11 protein-coding genes are annotated in these 14,521 nt (G+C 59.9%); 8 read left to right on the top strand and 3 right to left on the bottom strand.

Annotated features, from left to right (window positions below):
• The first annotated feature begins 296 nt into the window (after positions 1-296).
• The 5 genes from ACF8LI_RS11735 to ACF8LI_RS11715 all read left to right on the top strand — a co-directional run bounded on the left by ACF8LI_RS11735 (position 297) and on the right by ACF8LI_RS11715 (position 8,857).
• Positions 297-1,856 (top strand): type I restriction-modification system subunit M, encoded by a 1,560-nt coding sequence (locus tag ACF8LI_RS11735; protein ID WP_392414285.1) that lies wholly within the window; start codon positions 297-299, stop codon positions 1,854-1,856.
• Entirely contained in the window at positions 1,853-3,076 is a 1,224-nt protein-coding gene (locus ACF8LI_RS11730; RefSeq protein ID WP_392414284.1) for a restriction endonuclease subunit S, read from the top strand. Before ACF8LI_RS11735 ends, ACF8LI_RS11730 begins: the two co-directional genes overlap by 4 nt.
• Position 3,077: 1 nt before the next feature.
• Positions 3,078-4,394, top strand: coding sequence for an AAA family ATPase (locus ACF8LI_RS11725; RefSeq protein WP_151019460.1), 1,317 nt, complete (start codon positions 3,078-3,080; stop codon positions 4,392-4,394).
• Positions 4,387-7,485: an HsdR family type I site-specific deoxyribonuclease gene (locus tag ACF8LI_RS11720; protein ID WP_392414283.1), complete on the top strand. Its 3,099-nt coding sequence runs from the start codon at positions 4,387-4,389 to the stop codon at positions 7,483-7,485. Before ACF8LI_RS11725 ends, ACF8LI_RS11720 begins: the two co-directional genes overlap by 8 nt.
• A 247-nt stretch (positions 7,486-7,732) precedes the next feature.
• Positions 7,733-8,857 carry a sterol desaturase family protein gene (locus ACF8LI_RS11715; RefSeq protein ID WP_392414282.1) on the top strand — a complete coding sequence of 375 codons (1,125 nt, stop codon included), beginning with the start codon at positions 7,733-7,735 and terminating at the stop codon, positions 8,855-8,857.
• Here ACF8LI_RS11715 and ACF8LI_RS11710 read toward each other — a convergent pair.
• From ACF8LI_RS11710 to ACF8LI_RS11700, 3 genes are all read right to left on the bottom strand, one after another.
• Positions 8,811-9,743 (bottom strand): LysR substrate-binding domain-containing protein, encoded by a 933-nt coding sequence (locus ACF8LI_RS11710; protein ID WP_392414281.1) that lies wholly within the window; start codon positions 9,741-9,743, stop codon positions 8,811-8,813. The two genes, ACF8LI_RS11715 and ACF8LI_RS11710, sit on opposite strands and share 47 nt — an antisense overlap.
• 40 nt (positions 9,744-9,783) lie before the next feature.
• Entirely contained in the window at positions 9,784-10,557 is a 774-nt protein-coding gene (locus ACF8LI_RS11705) for an SDR family oxidoreductase (RefSeq protein ID WP_016449673.1), read from the bottom strand.
• A 486-nt stretch (positions 10,558-11,043) separates the two neighbouring features.
• Complete coding sequence (locus tag ACF8LI_RS11700) at positions 11,044-12,288, bottom strand: cyclopropane-fatty-acyl-phospholipid synthase family protein (protein WP_046985902.1); 1,245 nt, start codon at positions 12,286-12,288, stop codon at positions 11,044-11,046.
• A gap of 254 nt (positions 12,289-12,542) precedes the next feature.
• Between ACF8LI_RS11700 and ACF8LI_RS11695 the strand changes: the two genes are divergently transcribed.
• From ACF8LI_RS11695 to ACF8LI_RS11685, 3 genes are read left to right on the top strand one after another with little or no spacing between them, the layout of a single operon-like run.
• Positions 12,543-12,677, top strand: coding sequence for a hypothetical protein (locus ACF8LI_RS11695; RefSeq protein ID WP_288898073.1), 135 nt, complete (start codon positions 12,543-12,545; stop codon positions 12,675-12,677).
• The gene (locus ACF8LI_RS11690; protein WP_392414280.1) at positions 12,668-13,495 is read left to right on the top strand and encodes a hypothetical protein; all 828 of its coding nucleotides are present in this window, start codon (positions 12,668-12,670) and stop codon (positions 13,493-13,495) included. The genes ACF8LI_RS11695 and ACF8LI_RS11690 overlap by 10 nt, the downstream gene beginning before the upstream one ends.
• A 51-nt stretch (positions 13,496-13,546) precedes the next feature.
• Complete coding sequence (locus ACF8LI_RS11685; RefSeq protein ID WP_392414279.1) at positions 13,547-14,479, top strand: DUF4349 domain-containing protein; 933 nt, start codon at positions 13,547-13,549, stop codon at positions 14,477-14,479.
• Positions 14,480-14,521 lie beyond the last annotated feature (42 nt).

Genomic DNA, 14,521 nt, shown 5'->3' with positions numbered 1-14,521 from the left:
GGTGGTCTGGGCTACGTTTTCTTTAACTCCACGCTGTGTTGCCTGGCTGGCTTGACTCGCGGGCAGCCCACAGGCTGGCGGCGCTAACACCAAAGTCTCCAACCTCAGACAGTCTGGACAGATGCCGGGAAGCGCCACTGCACCAGACGCAGCACACCTTCTGGCATCGGAGAGACGGTGAGCCCTCCGCCCGCATGTAGACTGGCGCCCAAAAACAGACCGTTGACCTACGCGTTTCCCGCAAGAACACGCGTAGGTCCAAGGCCTCGCACCCGCAACACTTTCCCCAAAATATCATGACAAGCATCCAACAACGCGCCGAATTGCAACGCCGCATCTGGCAAATCGCCAATGATGTGCGCGGAGCTGTCGACGGCTGGGACTTCAAGCAGTATGTACTTGGAGCCCTGTTCTATCGCTTCATCAGCGAGAACTTTATTGACTACATTAGCGGCGGGGACGCCAGTGTGGATTACGCTGCCATGGCGGACGGTGACGAGAACATCGAAGCCGCCAAAGATGACGCTATCAAGACCAAGGGCTACTTCATCTACCCCAGCCAGCTGTTCGTCAACGTCGCGGCCAACGCCAACACCAACGAAAGCTTGAACACTGATCTGGCCAACATCTTTGCCGCCATCGAAGCTTCCGCCAACGGTTACCCCTCCGAGCGCGACATCAAAGGCCTGTTTGCCGATTTTGATACCACCAGCAACCGCCTTGGCAACACTGTCAGAGACAAGAACGATCGCCTTTCCAAAGTGCTCAAACGCGTGGCGGAGCTGGACTTCGGTGGCTTCGACGCCAGTCACATCGACCTTTTCGGCGATGCCTACGAATTCCTGATTTCGAACTACGCGGCGAACGCGGGCAAGTCGGGCGGCGAGTTTTTCACGCCGCAGCATGTGTCCAAGCTGATCGCACAGCTTGCGATGCACAAGCAAACCAGCGTCAACAGGATTTATGACCCCGCCTGCGGTTCTGGCTCGTTGTTGCTGCAAGCCAAGAAGCACTTCGATCAGCACTTGATCGAAGACGGTTTCTTCGGGCAAGAAATCAACCACACCACGTACAACTTGGCGCGGATGAATATGTTCTTGCACAACGTGAACTACGACAAGTTCAACATCCAGTTGGGCAACACGTTGGAAGAGCCGCATTTCGCTGAAGACCGGCCATTTGACGCCATCGTCTCCAACCCGCCGTATTCGGTGAAGTGGATCGGCAGCGACGACCCCACGCTTATCAACGACGAACGCTTTGCCCCGGCTGGTGTGCTCGCGCCCAAGTCCAAGGCCGACTTTGCCTTTGTATTGCACGCGCTCAACTACCTCTCCAGCAAAGGCCGCGCGGCGATTGTCTGTTTCCCTGGCATTTTCTACCGGGGCGGGGCCGAGCAGAAAATCCGCCAGTATCTGGTGGATAACAACTACGTCGAAACCGTGATCTCGCTCGCGCCCAACCTGTTTTACGGCACAACCATTGCGGTGAACATTCTGGTGCTGGCAAAAAACAAGAAAGACACGCCTACTCAGTTCATCGATGCCAGCGGACTATTCAAAAAAGAAACCAATAACAACGTCCTGCTGGATTCGCATATCGAGCAAATCATGGCCGTGTTCGACAGCAAGGCCAACGTCGAGCACTTCGCCAAGTCCGTGCCCTTGGAGCAAGTGGCGGCCAATGACTACAACCTGTCGGTCAGCAACTATATCGAAGCGCGCGACACCCGCGAAGTGGTAGATATTGCTCAGCTCAACGCTGAACTGAAAACCACTGTAGCCAGGATTGACCAGCTTCGCAGGGATATTGATGCCATCGTCGCTGAAATTGAAGGCGAGGAGCTGGAGGCATGAGCGACGTGAACTTCTTGGTCAAGATTTTGGACGAAGCTGATGTTCAGTGGCGGCCACTGGGAGAAATCTCGTCTTTCTACGGGGGGCTCACTGGAAAAAGCAAGAAAGACTTTGAGGGAGGATGTGCCAAGTATGTAACGTACAAAAACATCTTCGCAAATTCAAGCATTGATTTTTCCTGCCTTGAAAATGTGAAGGTGTCAGAATCAGAAAAGCAGAACAGCATTAAGATTGGTGACGTTTTGTTCACTGGATCTTCCGAAATTGCGGAAGAAGCCGGCATGTCCTCGGTGGTCGTCGAGGATTTCGAAGGTCCGATCTATCTAAACAGTTTTTCTTTTGGGGTCAGGTTCAACCAAGACATCCCTCTGAGTCCAGGCTTTGTGAAGCATCTTTTTAGAAGTAGCTTCATGCGGATGGAAATTGCAAAAACCGCAAGCGGCGTCACTCGCTTCAATATTTCCAAAGAGAGGTTTAGGAAGATACAAGTACCCATCCCCTGCCCCGACAATCCAAAAAAATCGCTTGAAATCCAAGCCGAAATCGTCCGCATCCTGGACGCCTTCACCGAGCTGACCGCTGAGCTGACCGCTGAGCTGACTGCCCGCAGGAAACAATACAAATACTATCGTGATCAGTTGTTGAGTTTTGACGATAGTGACGTTGAATGGAAGGCGCTTGGGGTTATTGCAGAGAATCTTGATTCAATGCGAAAGCCAATCACGAGTGGACTAAGAGAGCCAGGTGATATTCCTTATTACGGAGCGTCGGGGATCGTTGACTATGTCAAGGACTACATCTTTGATTGCGATCTTTTGCTTGTTTCCGAAGATGGGGCGAATTTGTTGGCGCGAAACACGCCAATCGCATTTAGTATCAGTGGAAAGAGCTGGGTGAACAATCATGCTCACGTACTGAAATTCAAGACATATGCTGATCGCAAGTACATTGAATACTACTTGAACAGTATCGACCTGACGCCCTACATCTCGGGAGCTGCGCAGCCAAAGCTGAATAAAAAGAGCCTAGAAAGCATTCGCATCCCGAATCCATCCCCAGAAGATAAGAAGCGAATCGTCGACATCTTGGATAAATTCGATGCCTTGGCTGGCTCTATCAGCGATGGCTTGCCGCGCGAAATTGAATTGCGCCAGAAGCAATACGAGCATTACCGCGACCTGCTGTTGAGCTTCTCAAAACCAGAGGCATTGGGGGCATAAAGTGAGCAAAAAACTAGAAGACATCGCCAAGCAACTAAACGACGCCAACAAGAAAGTGCAGCTGATCTATGCTTTCAATGGATCAGGAAAAACACGACTTTCCCGTGGGTTCAAGGACCTTGTTGCCCCTAAGAAAAATGAGGGTGATAACGATGACGAAGCAGAGCTTTCGCGCAATAAGGTACTTTACTACAGCGCCTTTACCGAAGATTTGTTCTACTGGGATAACGATTTAGAGGCCGACTCTGAGCCGAAGCTGAAAATTCAGCCGAATACATTCACGGACTGGCTCATTTCATTGCTCAAAGAGTTGGGTGAAGATGGGAATATTGCCGCGAACTTTCAGCGATATACGGGCAGCAATGCTAATCCTGTCTTCAATGAGGAATACAAGAAGAAAGTCAAAGACTTTAACGGAAAAGAGGTGGAAATTACCGTTCCTGCCTTCTTGGAAATTGTTTTTCAGGTAGCAACCCGTCTTCCCGAAGGAACGCAATCCGGCTCGGCTTCCGCAAATCACGAGCAACCTGTGGTCCAAGGGCAATACAAAAACATAAAGATATCCAAGGGTGAGGAGAGTAACTTTATCTGGAGCGTCTTCTTTACTCTTCTCCAGCAAGTGGTTTCCACACTGGATGAACCCAAGGTGGAGAATAGGGTCACCCAAACATTCAACAACCTTGAATATGTCTTCATTGACGACCCAGTTAGCTCACTGGATGATAGTCATCTTATCGCGCTCGCGGTTGATCTGGCTGGCCTGATTAAAAGAAGTCGTTATGTAGACGGCAAAGGGCTGAGATTCGTCGTCACAACGCACAGCCCTCTTTTTTACAACGTCTTATTCAATGAGTTGAGCAATGATTTAAAGAGAACCAATCAGGACGGAACCTCGACAAAGCTCTACAAGCGCGATCAGTCCGAAAAATATCGACTTCAGAAGAAGTCAGATGGCGGCTTTGAATTGCTAGCCTCCAATGACCACCCGTTTTCTTATCACTTATTTTTGTTGTCGGAGTTGAGGGCGGCAATAAGTGCCAATCAGATTAGAAAATTTCACTTCAATTTCTTGAGAAATATTCTCGAGAAGACCGCCACCTTCCTAGGATATCCTCGGTGGGAGGATCTACTTGAAAAAACCTCAGGTGGTGTCCCAGATCCATTTGCAAACAGAATCTTGAACTTGTCTAGTCATTCCGCGCATGCGGGCGAAGAAGTTACTGAGATCGAAGACTCTGATAAAGAAAGGCTTGCTCAATTGGTTTCGTTTTTGAGCGAAACCTACCGCTTCAAGAAACAAGAGGCTGAGCATGCTTGACTACAAGGCCATCGCAGAGTCCAAGAACTTCATCGTCCTCGACCAGTACACCCGCGAGTGGAAGGTCGCAGAGAGCTACCAGAGCGAAAGTGATCTTGAGCGTGAACTGATCCAGGATCTGGTTAACCAAGGCTACGAGTTCGCATCGGCTATCAAGACGCCTGCTGGCTTATTGGCGAATGTGCGCACCCAACTGCAAGCACTCAACGCCGTGCAGTTCACCGATGGCGAGTGGTCGCGCTTTGTCGAGAGCTGGCTGGACAAGCCCAGTGATGGCATCGTGGAGAAGACCCGCAAGATCCACGACGACTACATCCACGACTTCGTCTTTGACGACGGGCGCATCCAGAACATCTACCTGCTGGACAAGAAAATCATCACCCGCAACAAGGTGCAGGTGATCAAGCAGTTTGAGCAGACGGGCAGCCACGCCAACCGTTATGACGTGACGATTCTGGTCAATGGCCTGCCGCTGGTACAGGTGGAGCTGAAGAAGCGCGGTGTGGCCATCCGCGAAGCCTTCAATCAGGTGCACCGTTACAGCAAGGAGAGCTTCAACAGCGAGCAGTCCTTGTTCAAGTTCCTGCAGCTGTTCGTGATCTCCAACGGCACCGACAGCCGCTACTTCGCCAACACCACGCAGCGCAACAAGAACAGCTTCGACTTCACCATGAACTGGGCGAAGTCGGACAACACGCTGATCAAGGACCTGAAGGACTTCACGGCCACCTTCTTCCAGAAGCACACGCTGCTCAATGTGCTGCTGCATTACTCCGTGTTCGACGTCAGCAACACGCTGCTGGTGATGCGCCCCTACCAGATCGCCGCCACGGAACGCATCCTGTGGAAGATCAAGAGCAGCCATCAGGCCAAGAACTGGAGCAATACGGAGAGCGGTGGCTTCATATGGCACACCACAGGCTCAGGCAAGACACTGACCAGCTTCAAAGCCGCGCGCTTGGCCACTGAGCTCGATTTCATCGACAAGGTCTTCTTCGTCGTGGATCGCAAGGATCTGGATTACCAGACCATGAAGGAGTACCAGCGGTTCTCGCCCGACAGCGTCAACGGCTCTGACAGCACGGCAGGTCTAAAGCGCAACCTGGAGAAAGACGACAACAAGATCGTCGTCACTACCATCCAGAAGCTCAACAACTTGATGAAGAGCGAGGCGGATCTGCCGATCTATGGCAAGCAGGTGGTATTCATCTTCGATGAATGCCACCGCAGCCAGTTTGGTGAAGCCCAGAAGAACCTGAAGAAGAAGTTCAAGAAGTTCTGCCAGTTCGGCTTCACCGGAACGCCCATCTTTCAGGAGAACGCTTCGGGCGCCGAGACCACGGCCAGCGTGTTCGGCCGTGAGCTGCACTCGTACGTGATCACCGATGCCATCCGTGATGAGAAGGTCCTGAAGTTCAAGGTAGATTACAACGATGTGCGCCCGCAATTCAAAGCCATCGAGACCGAGCAGGACGAGAAGAAGCTGAGTGCGGCAGAGAACAAGCAAGCCCTGCAGCACCCCGATCGCATCCGCGAGATCACCCAGTACATCCTCAACAACTTCCGGCAGAAGACCCACCGCTTGCATGCTGGCAACAAGGGCTTCAACGCCATGTTTGCCGTCAGCAGCGTGGATGCGGCCAAGCTGTACTACGAGTGTTTCAAGGAGCTGCAAAAGACCAGCAACAAGCCGCTGAAAGTGGCGACCATCTTCTCGTTCGCCGCCAACGAGGAGCAAGACGCGATCGGAGACATCCAGGACGAGAGCTTTGATGTGTCGGCCATGAACAGCAGCGCCAAGGAGTTCTTGAGCGCGGCCATCGCCGACTACAACGCCCTGTTCAGGACCAACTTCAGCGTGGACAGCAACGGCTTCCAGAATTATTACCGGGATCTGGCCAAGCAGGTCAAAGCCAAGGAGATCGACCTGCTCATCGTGGTGGGCATGTTTCTTACCGGCTTTGATGCCCCCACGCTCAACACGCTATTTGTGGACAAAAATCTGCGCTTCCACGGACTAATGCAGGCCTACTCGCGCACCAACCGCATCTTCGACGCCACCAAGACGTTCGGCAACATCATTACCTTTCGTGACCTGGAGCAGGCGACCATCGACGCCATCACCCTGTTCGGCAACAAGAATACCAAGAACGTGGTGCTGGAGAAAAGCTACAAGGAGTACATGGAAGGCTTCACCGACGCGGCTACAGGTGAGGCACGGCGAGGCTTTATGGACGTGGTGCAGGAACTAGAAGCACGCTTCCCAAACCCTGCCGCCATAGAGAAGGAGGCCGACAAGAAGTCCTTCGCCAAGCTATTTGGCGAGTACCTACGCGTCGAGAACGTGCTGCAGAACTACGACGAGTTTGCCAGCTTGAAGGAGTTGCAAAGCGTCGATCTTGCTGCCCCTGCCGCTGTTGAGACGTTTAAGGCCAAGCACTACCTGAGTGATGAAGATCTGATCGCGCTGCAAGCCATCACGCTCCCGCCCGAGCGGAAGGTTCAGGACTATCGCTCGACCTACAACGACGTGCGCGACTGGCTACGCCGAGAGAAGGCGGGGGCCGAGAAGGAGAAGTCCACCATTGACTGGGATGACGTGGTCTTTGAGGTGGACCTATTGAAGTCACAGGAAATCAACCTGGACTACATCCTTGAACTGATCTTCGAGCACAACAAGAAGACCAAGAGCAAGTCGGAACTGGTGGATGAAGTGCGGCGCGTGATTCGCGCCAGCCTGGGCAACCGCGCGAAAGAAAGTCTGGTGGTGGACTTCATCAACCAGACCGATTTGGACCAGATCGGTGACAAGGCCAGCGTGATTGATGCGTTCTTCAAGTTTGCTCAAGCGGAGCAGCAGCGCGAAGCGCAGGAGTTGATCACCACCGAGAGCCTCAACGCAGAGGCAGCCAGACGATACATCAGTACCTCACTTAAGCGGGAGTTCGCCAGCGAGAACGGGACGGAGCTCAACGCGGTTCTGCCCAAGATGAGTCCCTTGAATCCTCAGTTCAAGACCAAGAAGCAGACAGTCTTTCAGAAAATCGCTGCCTTTGTTGAGAAGTTCAAGGGGGTGGGAGGGAAAGTTTGACCCACTTCTGTGCGGATCGCCTCACCAAACGACCGCTTGCAGTGTGTCAAAGCGAGTACGCCCGCTGCTAGTGATCGGCGGCTTCCCTGCAAAACAGCCTGTTACTGGCTATGCCTCGAACGACGGCAACGGGTAGACACAGGCGCTTGCTACGTCAACATCCCCCCACACACTCCCTCCACACCCCCACCCCATAATCCCGCCCGCAACCCCCAGCCCTCCCCGGCCCTTCTTGCAGGCACAAGACATGACTTCACTGACCGAGCTGTGGCAGGCAGCCATCACCTGGCTCGCCACCTACGCCGTAACCCCCACCGTCCACTGGCTGGACATCGCCCAGGCGGCCGGCGATCCGCGTGAGATTGCCGAGGCGGTGCTGATTGCGGCGCTGCAGTTGTTCCTGATCGCGGGCGTGATGCGGCCGTTGGAGAGTCTGTTTCCAGCCGAGCGCTGGAGCGATCGGCGGCTGACCACGGTGGACCGCAACTACACGCTGCTGATGCTGCTGGGGCTGTTTCCGCTGTTCAGTTTTCTGGTGCTGATGCCGTTTGCCAGCATGCTGGGCGGCGGGCCTGCGGCCGAGGAGGCCACGGGGCTCAAGCACTGGGTGCCGTGGTTTGCGGACCATCCGGTGGCGCTGTTCCTGGTGTACTACGTGGTCTACGACCTGGTGTATTACTGGATGCACCGCGCCCAGCATGTGATTCCCTGGTGGTGGGCCATGCACAGCATGCACCACAGCCAGCGCCAGATGAGCTGCTGGAGCAATGACCGCAGCCACTACCTGGACGGCATGCTGCAGTCCTTCATCCTGGCCACGGTGGGGCTGGCGATGGGGGTGGAGCCTTCCGAATTTGCGCTGTTGGGGTTGCTCAGCGAGCTGGTGCAGAACTTCTCGCACGCCAATGTGCGGCTGCGCCTGGGCTGGCTGGGCCGCGTGGGCGAGCGGGTGCTGGTGGGCCCGCTGTTCCACCGCCACCACCACATGCTGCGCGACCCGGATCGGCCCACGCGCCACAACTGCAATTTTGGGCAGGTGCTGCCCTGGTGGGACATGCTGTTTGGCACCGCGCTGTACACCAACGAGCCCGTGCGCCCCACGGGCGTGAGCGACCCCGAGGTGGATGCCGACAACGAGCGCGGGCTGGTCGCCATGCAGTGGCATACGCTCAAGCGGTTCTGGGGAGCGTTTCGCCGGCGCGAGGGCTGGCGGCTGGGCGATGTGTCCTTCGGGCCCGGTTACCGGCCCATTCATGACGACGATGGGGCCCAGCCCCACCCTGCGGCCGGGGCGGCTGCGGTGACTGGGGCGGCCGGGGTTGCGCCTACGGCTCCAGGTTCGGCCGCATCAGCGCCTCGAACCAATCGATGAAAACCGCCAGCCGGCGCGAGCGCTGGCGGCGGTGCGGATACAGCAGCGCCACGGGCATGGGCGCTGCGCGGTGGGCGGGCAGCACTTCCACCAGCTCGCCCGTGTCCAGCAGGTGCTGCACGTCATAGCGCGGGATCTGGATGAGCCCCAGGCCGGCGCGGCAGCAGGCGATATAGCTTTCTGCATTGTTGGTCACCACGCGGCTGGGCACGGCCAGGGTCTGCGGCCCGTCCTCCCCATCTACCCCATCCACATTGCTCGTCCCACTCCATTCCCAGGGCAGTTCCCGCCCCGTGCGCGGCGAGGCATAGCCCACGCTCCAGTGGCCGTGCAGCAGGTCCTGCGGCTGCTCGGGCAGGCCGTGCTCGCGCAGGTAGGCGGGGCTGGCGCAGTTGATGAGGGCAATGCAGCCCAGCGGGCGCACGACCAGGCTGCTGTCATGCAGCGTGCCCACGCGCACGGCGCAGTCCACGCCTTCCTGCACCAGGTCGATGGCGCGGTCTGACGAGCCCAGCACCAGTTGCAGCCCCGGGTGCCGGCGCATGAGCCCCGACAGCGCAGGCGCCAGCAGGCGGCGCGCGATGCGGCTGGGCACGTCCACATGCAGCCGGCCCGTGGCCTGGCGCGTGCGGGCTTGGAACATCTGCTCCACATCCTCGGCCTCTGACAGCAGCGGGCGCACACGCTCCAGCAACTGGGCGCCGTCTGCCGTCAGGCTGACTTGGCGCGTGGTGCGGTGCAGGAGTCTTGCGCCCACCTGCTCCTCCAACTGCTGCACGGCGGCGGAGACCGTGGCGCGCGGCAGGTCCAGCGCATGGGCGGCCTTGATGAAGCTGCCCATCTCGGCCACCTGCATGAAGATCCGGTATCGGTCGAGTCGGTCCATGGGACGCAGCATAGTCCGTGCAGCGGTCCTTCTACTTGGCCTACTTGGTGGTGTAGCCGCCGTTGATCAGGATGGTCTGCCCGGTGATCCACCAGCCGTCGCTGACCAGGTGGCGGATGAAGGGCACCACGTCTTCGATATGCGTCAGCCCCGAGGGCGAGAACGGCGACAGCGCCGCCGCGCTCTTGTGATAGGCCACGGCGTCCGCGCCTTCCTGGCCGTAGAAGAACGGCGTGTCCATGGGCCCCGGCCCCACGGCCGTGACCGAAATGCCCCGCGCCCCGAACTCCTTGGCCGCCGCCCGCGTGAAATGCTCCACCGGCGCCTTGGTGCCCGCGTAGGAGGAATAGAACGGCGTGAACGCGCCCAGCAGCGAAGTCACCAGGGTCACGATCTTGCCGTGGTCGTTGACATGGCGCCCCGCCTCCTTGAGGAAGAAAAACGCCGACTTGCCGTTGACGGCAGCCATCTCGTCGTACTCCGCCTCGCTGATCTCCATCAGCGGCTTCTTGAGCACCTTGCCCACGGTGTTGATGGCAATGTCCGGCCGGCCCACGGCGTCCACGGCCTCTGCAAAAAACCGCTCGACAGCGCCAGCACGGGTGAGGTCGCCCTGCAGCGCCACGGCCTCTGCGCCCAGCGCACGCACTGCGGCCACCGTGGTCTCTGCCTCAGCCCGGGAAGACTCGCTGTTGTAGTGCACCACCACGGCCCGCGCGCCGTGCCCCGCCAGATCACGGGCAATCAGCCCGCCCAGATTCTTGCCGCCGCCTGCAATCAATGCGACCTTGCCGCGAATGGAATGGTCTGCCATGGAAACGCTCCTTGTGCTTGGATGAAGCACCCAGCTTAGGCAGCCAGCCCCCCGCGATAAACCGGCGCAGCCGGGATGGATCATCCAGAAAACCAGAACAATCAGCCGCGCCCAGCGGCTCCTGCCCCGGGCAGTCCGCTCCGCTCCCCCTCCCGTATGCCCGCGCCTGCGTCGGGCCGCCTGCGGGGTTGCAGTCCTGCCGCAGGACAGGACTGCTTCGTCATCTGACTCGCCGTGATTGTCTGAACGGAGCGCGCAGCGCGAAGTGAGTTTCACGGCGAACCCCGCAGGCGGCCCGACGCAGGTTGCCCCGCAGCGCAGCGAAGGGGTCGCGGGCATTCGGGTCGCCTTTGCTTTGCCTACTTTCCTTTGGCGAAACAAAGGAAAGTAGGTCGGCCGCCGGGCCGAGACCCGGCCTCGAAAAAACACCACCCGGCAGGGTCAAAAAAGCCAAACCCGCGTCACGCCAGACGAACAAGACAAGCCTCACGACAAGGTCCGCTCGTACATATACCTCCGCGACCAAGCCAACGAAGCAGCCCCCTGCCCCGCCCTCCGACAAACCACCTGAAAGATAGACACATCATCGTGTTCAAACGCATAAGCACACCCCGCCAGATACACCCTCCAGATCCGAAACCTCTCCTCCTCCACCAACGCCCGAATCTCCGGCACACAAGCCTCAAACCGCTCCAGCCACAACTGCAACGTGCGCACGTAATGCCGCCGCAGCCCCTCCACATCCAGCACCTCCAGCCCCCCACGCTGCATGGCCTCCAACGCCAGGCTCAGGTGCGGCAGCTCGCCATCAGGAAACACATAGCGGTCGATGAACGCACCGCCGCCCAACGCCGTGGCGCCCACGTCCGCATCGGTGGAGGTGATGCCGTGGTTCAGCGCCAGCCCGTCGTCGGCCAGCAGCTCGCGCATGTGCGCAAAGTACATGGGCAGGTTGCGGCGGCCCACATGCTCGAACATGCCGACGCTGGTGATGCGGTCAAAGCGCCCCTGTACGTCGCGGTAGTCCTGCAGGCGGATCTCGATGCGGTCGGCCAGGCCTGCGGCGCGCACGCGCTCGGTGGCCGCTTCGAACTGGTTGCGCGACAGCGTCACGCCCACGCAGTGCGCGCCAAAGTGCTGGGCCGCGCGCAGCACCAGGGCACCCCAGCCGCAGCCGATGTCCAGCAGGCGCTGGCCGGGCTGCAGGCGGATCTTGGTGAGGATGTGGTCCAGCTTCTTGCGCTGGGCGGTGGCCAGGTCCTCGTCGCCGTTCTCGAAGTAGGCGCAGGAATAGACCATGCCCTCGTCCAGCCAGAGCCGGTAGAAGTCGTCGGACACGTCGTAGTGGTACTGGATGGATTCGCGGTCCGTGCTGCGGCTGTGCCGAAAGCGCCTTGCCGCGCGCGCCGCAAGCGCCAGCCGCCCCGGCCCCTTGCCCGCGCCCTGGGTCTTGGACATGCGGCGCGCCAGCGCATAGCCGAAGTCGATGATGTCGGGCAGGCGGCCGTCGATGTCGATCTGGCCCTTCACATAGGCCTGGCCCAGGTGGTCCAGGCTGGGGTCCAGCAGCAGCGGCAGGGCCGAGGCGCTGCGCACGGTGAGCGTGACGCGCGGCTGCTCGAAGCGGCCGAAGTCGAACTGCTCGCCATTCCACAGCACCAGCCGCGCCGGCAGGTCGGCCCGCGCACGCACGGCCTCGGCCCAGCGCCTGAGCTTCTTGTCCCAGAACATCTTGCATCTCCCCGGGGCTGGCGGCGCCCCCTTTTTGACATGACTCGCATGAACCACATGAACCACATGAACCGCATGAAAAGCAAATGACGAGTCTTGCCGGTTCATGTGACGGCAAGACGTCAAGGCGGCAGCCCGCGCCGGTAGCGGATCGATACAGACCCGATGGCGCCCACACCCCGCCAGCGGCCCGGCTTGGGGCACACTGGCCGGCGTTCCAACTGCCCCGGCGCGAAGGCGCCTGCGACAGACCCATGCAAGCCCATGACCTGAGCACCGAACACTGCATCGAGCACCGCAACGAACAACGCAGCACCGGCGGCTATGGCCTGCCTGCCGGATTTCAGGAACCTGCCATCGAACTGGAGCCAGTGACGCCATGGCCATGACCCATACCCAGGCGCTGTCCAAGCTGGCAGCCGACACCCTTGTGCAGACCCTGGAGGAAGACGTGGCGCGCGTGATGGCGCGCACGTTTGCGCTGGGCCGGCACGATGCCGCTATCGCGGCCAACTACGGCGGCCATGCCCTGCCGCCCCTGCTGCGGCGCTGGAGCTGCGTGCTGCAGGCCGGTGACGCCAAGGCAACGGCACTGTACCGGCACAAGACGGCGCTGGCCCTGGCCATCGTGCTGCACCGGAACGGCCTGGCCGACGCGGGGCTGAACACGGCGGCGCGCACGGCCATCGATGTGCTCAATGCCGAGGTGGCGCTCAGCGATGACTTCTTTCGCAAGTCGGCGCAGATCCGCCAGGACTTCCTGGACACGCCGCCCGCGCCGCCCAAACGCTCGCCAGGCCTGCCCGACAGCCTGACCTTCTACCGCGCGGCCGACGTGGTGGCCATGGAGCTGGACGGGCGCTTTTACGCCCTGTACGTGCACGGCTGTGCCCGGACCAACCAGAGCCCCATCGTCGAGTTCTACGACGCGGTGTTCGACCATGTGCCGCAGATGGCGGAGCTGGCCGACGTGCGCGCCCGGGGCCGGCGCTACAACGATGGCGTGGGGCGGGTGGCGCGGTTTTCCATATCGGGCCTGAAGTTCCTGCCCGACCCGGCCGGGCAGTTCACCCTGGTCAAGGCCTGCGTGGAGACGCCGCCGGACCCCGGCCATCTGCAAAAGGGCGACTGGCTCTACACGGTGTCCGACATCTTCGAGCTGCAGTCCGAGGTGGACACCATGTTCGGCCCCGGCGGCAGGCCCTGAGCCCTAAGCCCTGGCAGCGCCCTGTTCTTGCCTGTTTTCAAGAGGAAATTCATGACGCATCCCCGGCCTTCCACTCTGCCCTCCCGCATGGCCGTGCCGGCCGCGCTGGCAATGGCTGCCACGCTGGCCCTTGCGGGCTGCAACCAGCGGCATGACACAGCAGCCATGGAATCTGCGCCCGCCCCCGCGCCCATGGCGGGCGGCGCCGGCATGAAGCAAGGCCGCGCCGCCACCGTGCAGGCCGAGGATGCGGCAGCAGCCGCACCAGAGACATCGGCGCAGGACGAGATGGCCCAGCGTTTCCTGGCCGTGCGCCAGGAGCTGAACGTGGAAGTGCCGCAGGCGCAGCTGGCCGATGCCTGGGGCCAGGTGCGCGACCTGTGTGCCACGCTGCGCTGCGAGCTGCTGTCGGCATCCCTTCTGCGCGAGACGCCCCAGCAGCCCGGCAACGCCATGCTGGAGATGCGCGTGGCGCCGGCCGATGTGCAGCGGCTGCTGGGCACGCTGGCCGGCGTGGCCACCATCGTGTCGCAGAACACCATCAGCGAGGACAAGACGGCCGAGGTGATCGACGTGGAGGCGCGCATCAGGAACCGCACCGAGTTCCGCGACAGCCTGCGCCTGATGCTGCGCGACACCACGACCAAGCGCACCATGTCCGACCTGCTGGAGATACAGCGCACGCTGTCGGACACGCAGGCCGAGCTGGACGCCATGGCCGCCCAGCGCAAGGTGCTGGAGCAGCAGACCAGCAAGCAGCACATACAGATCCAGTTCACGCCCACCCGCGCCCTGGTGCAGGGCGGCACCAGCTACAGCCCCATAGGCCGCGCGCTGCGCGATGCCGGCCATGTGCTGGGCGAGAGCATGGCCGCGCTGATCACCTTCGTGGCGGCCGTGCTGCCCTGGCTGGTGCTGGTGGTGCTGCCGCTGGGCTGGGTACTGCGCGCGCTGTGGCGGCGCAGGCGTGCCAGGAAGGCCTGAGCGGCACGGCAGGATCAGGAAGTACGGCGGGGCACGGAGACC

It is taken from the genome of Delftia sp. WSY_12 (assembly GCF_043104645.1).
Lineage (GTDB): Bacteria > Pseudomonadota > Gammaproteobacteria > Burkholderiales > Burkholderiaceae_C > Comamonas > Comamonas tsuruhatensis.
This window is presented reverse-complemented; position numbering and strand designations above follow the sequence as displayed.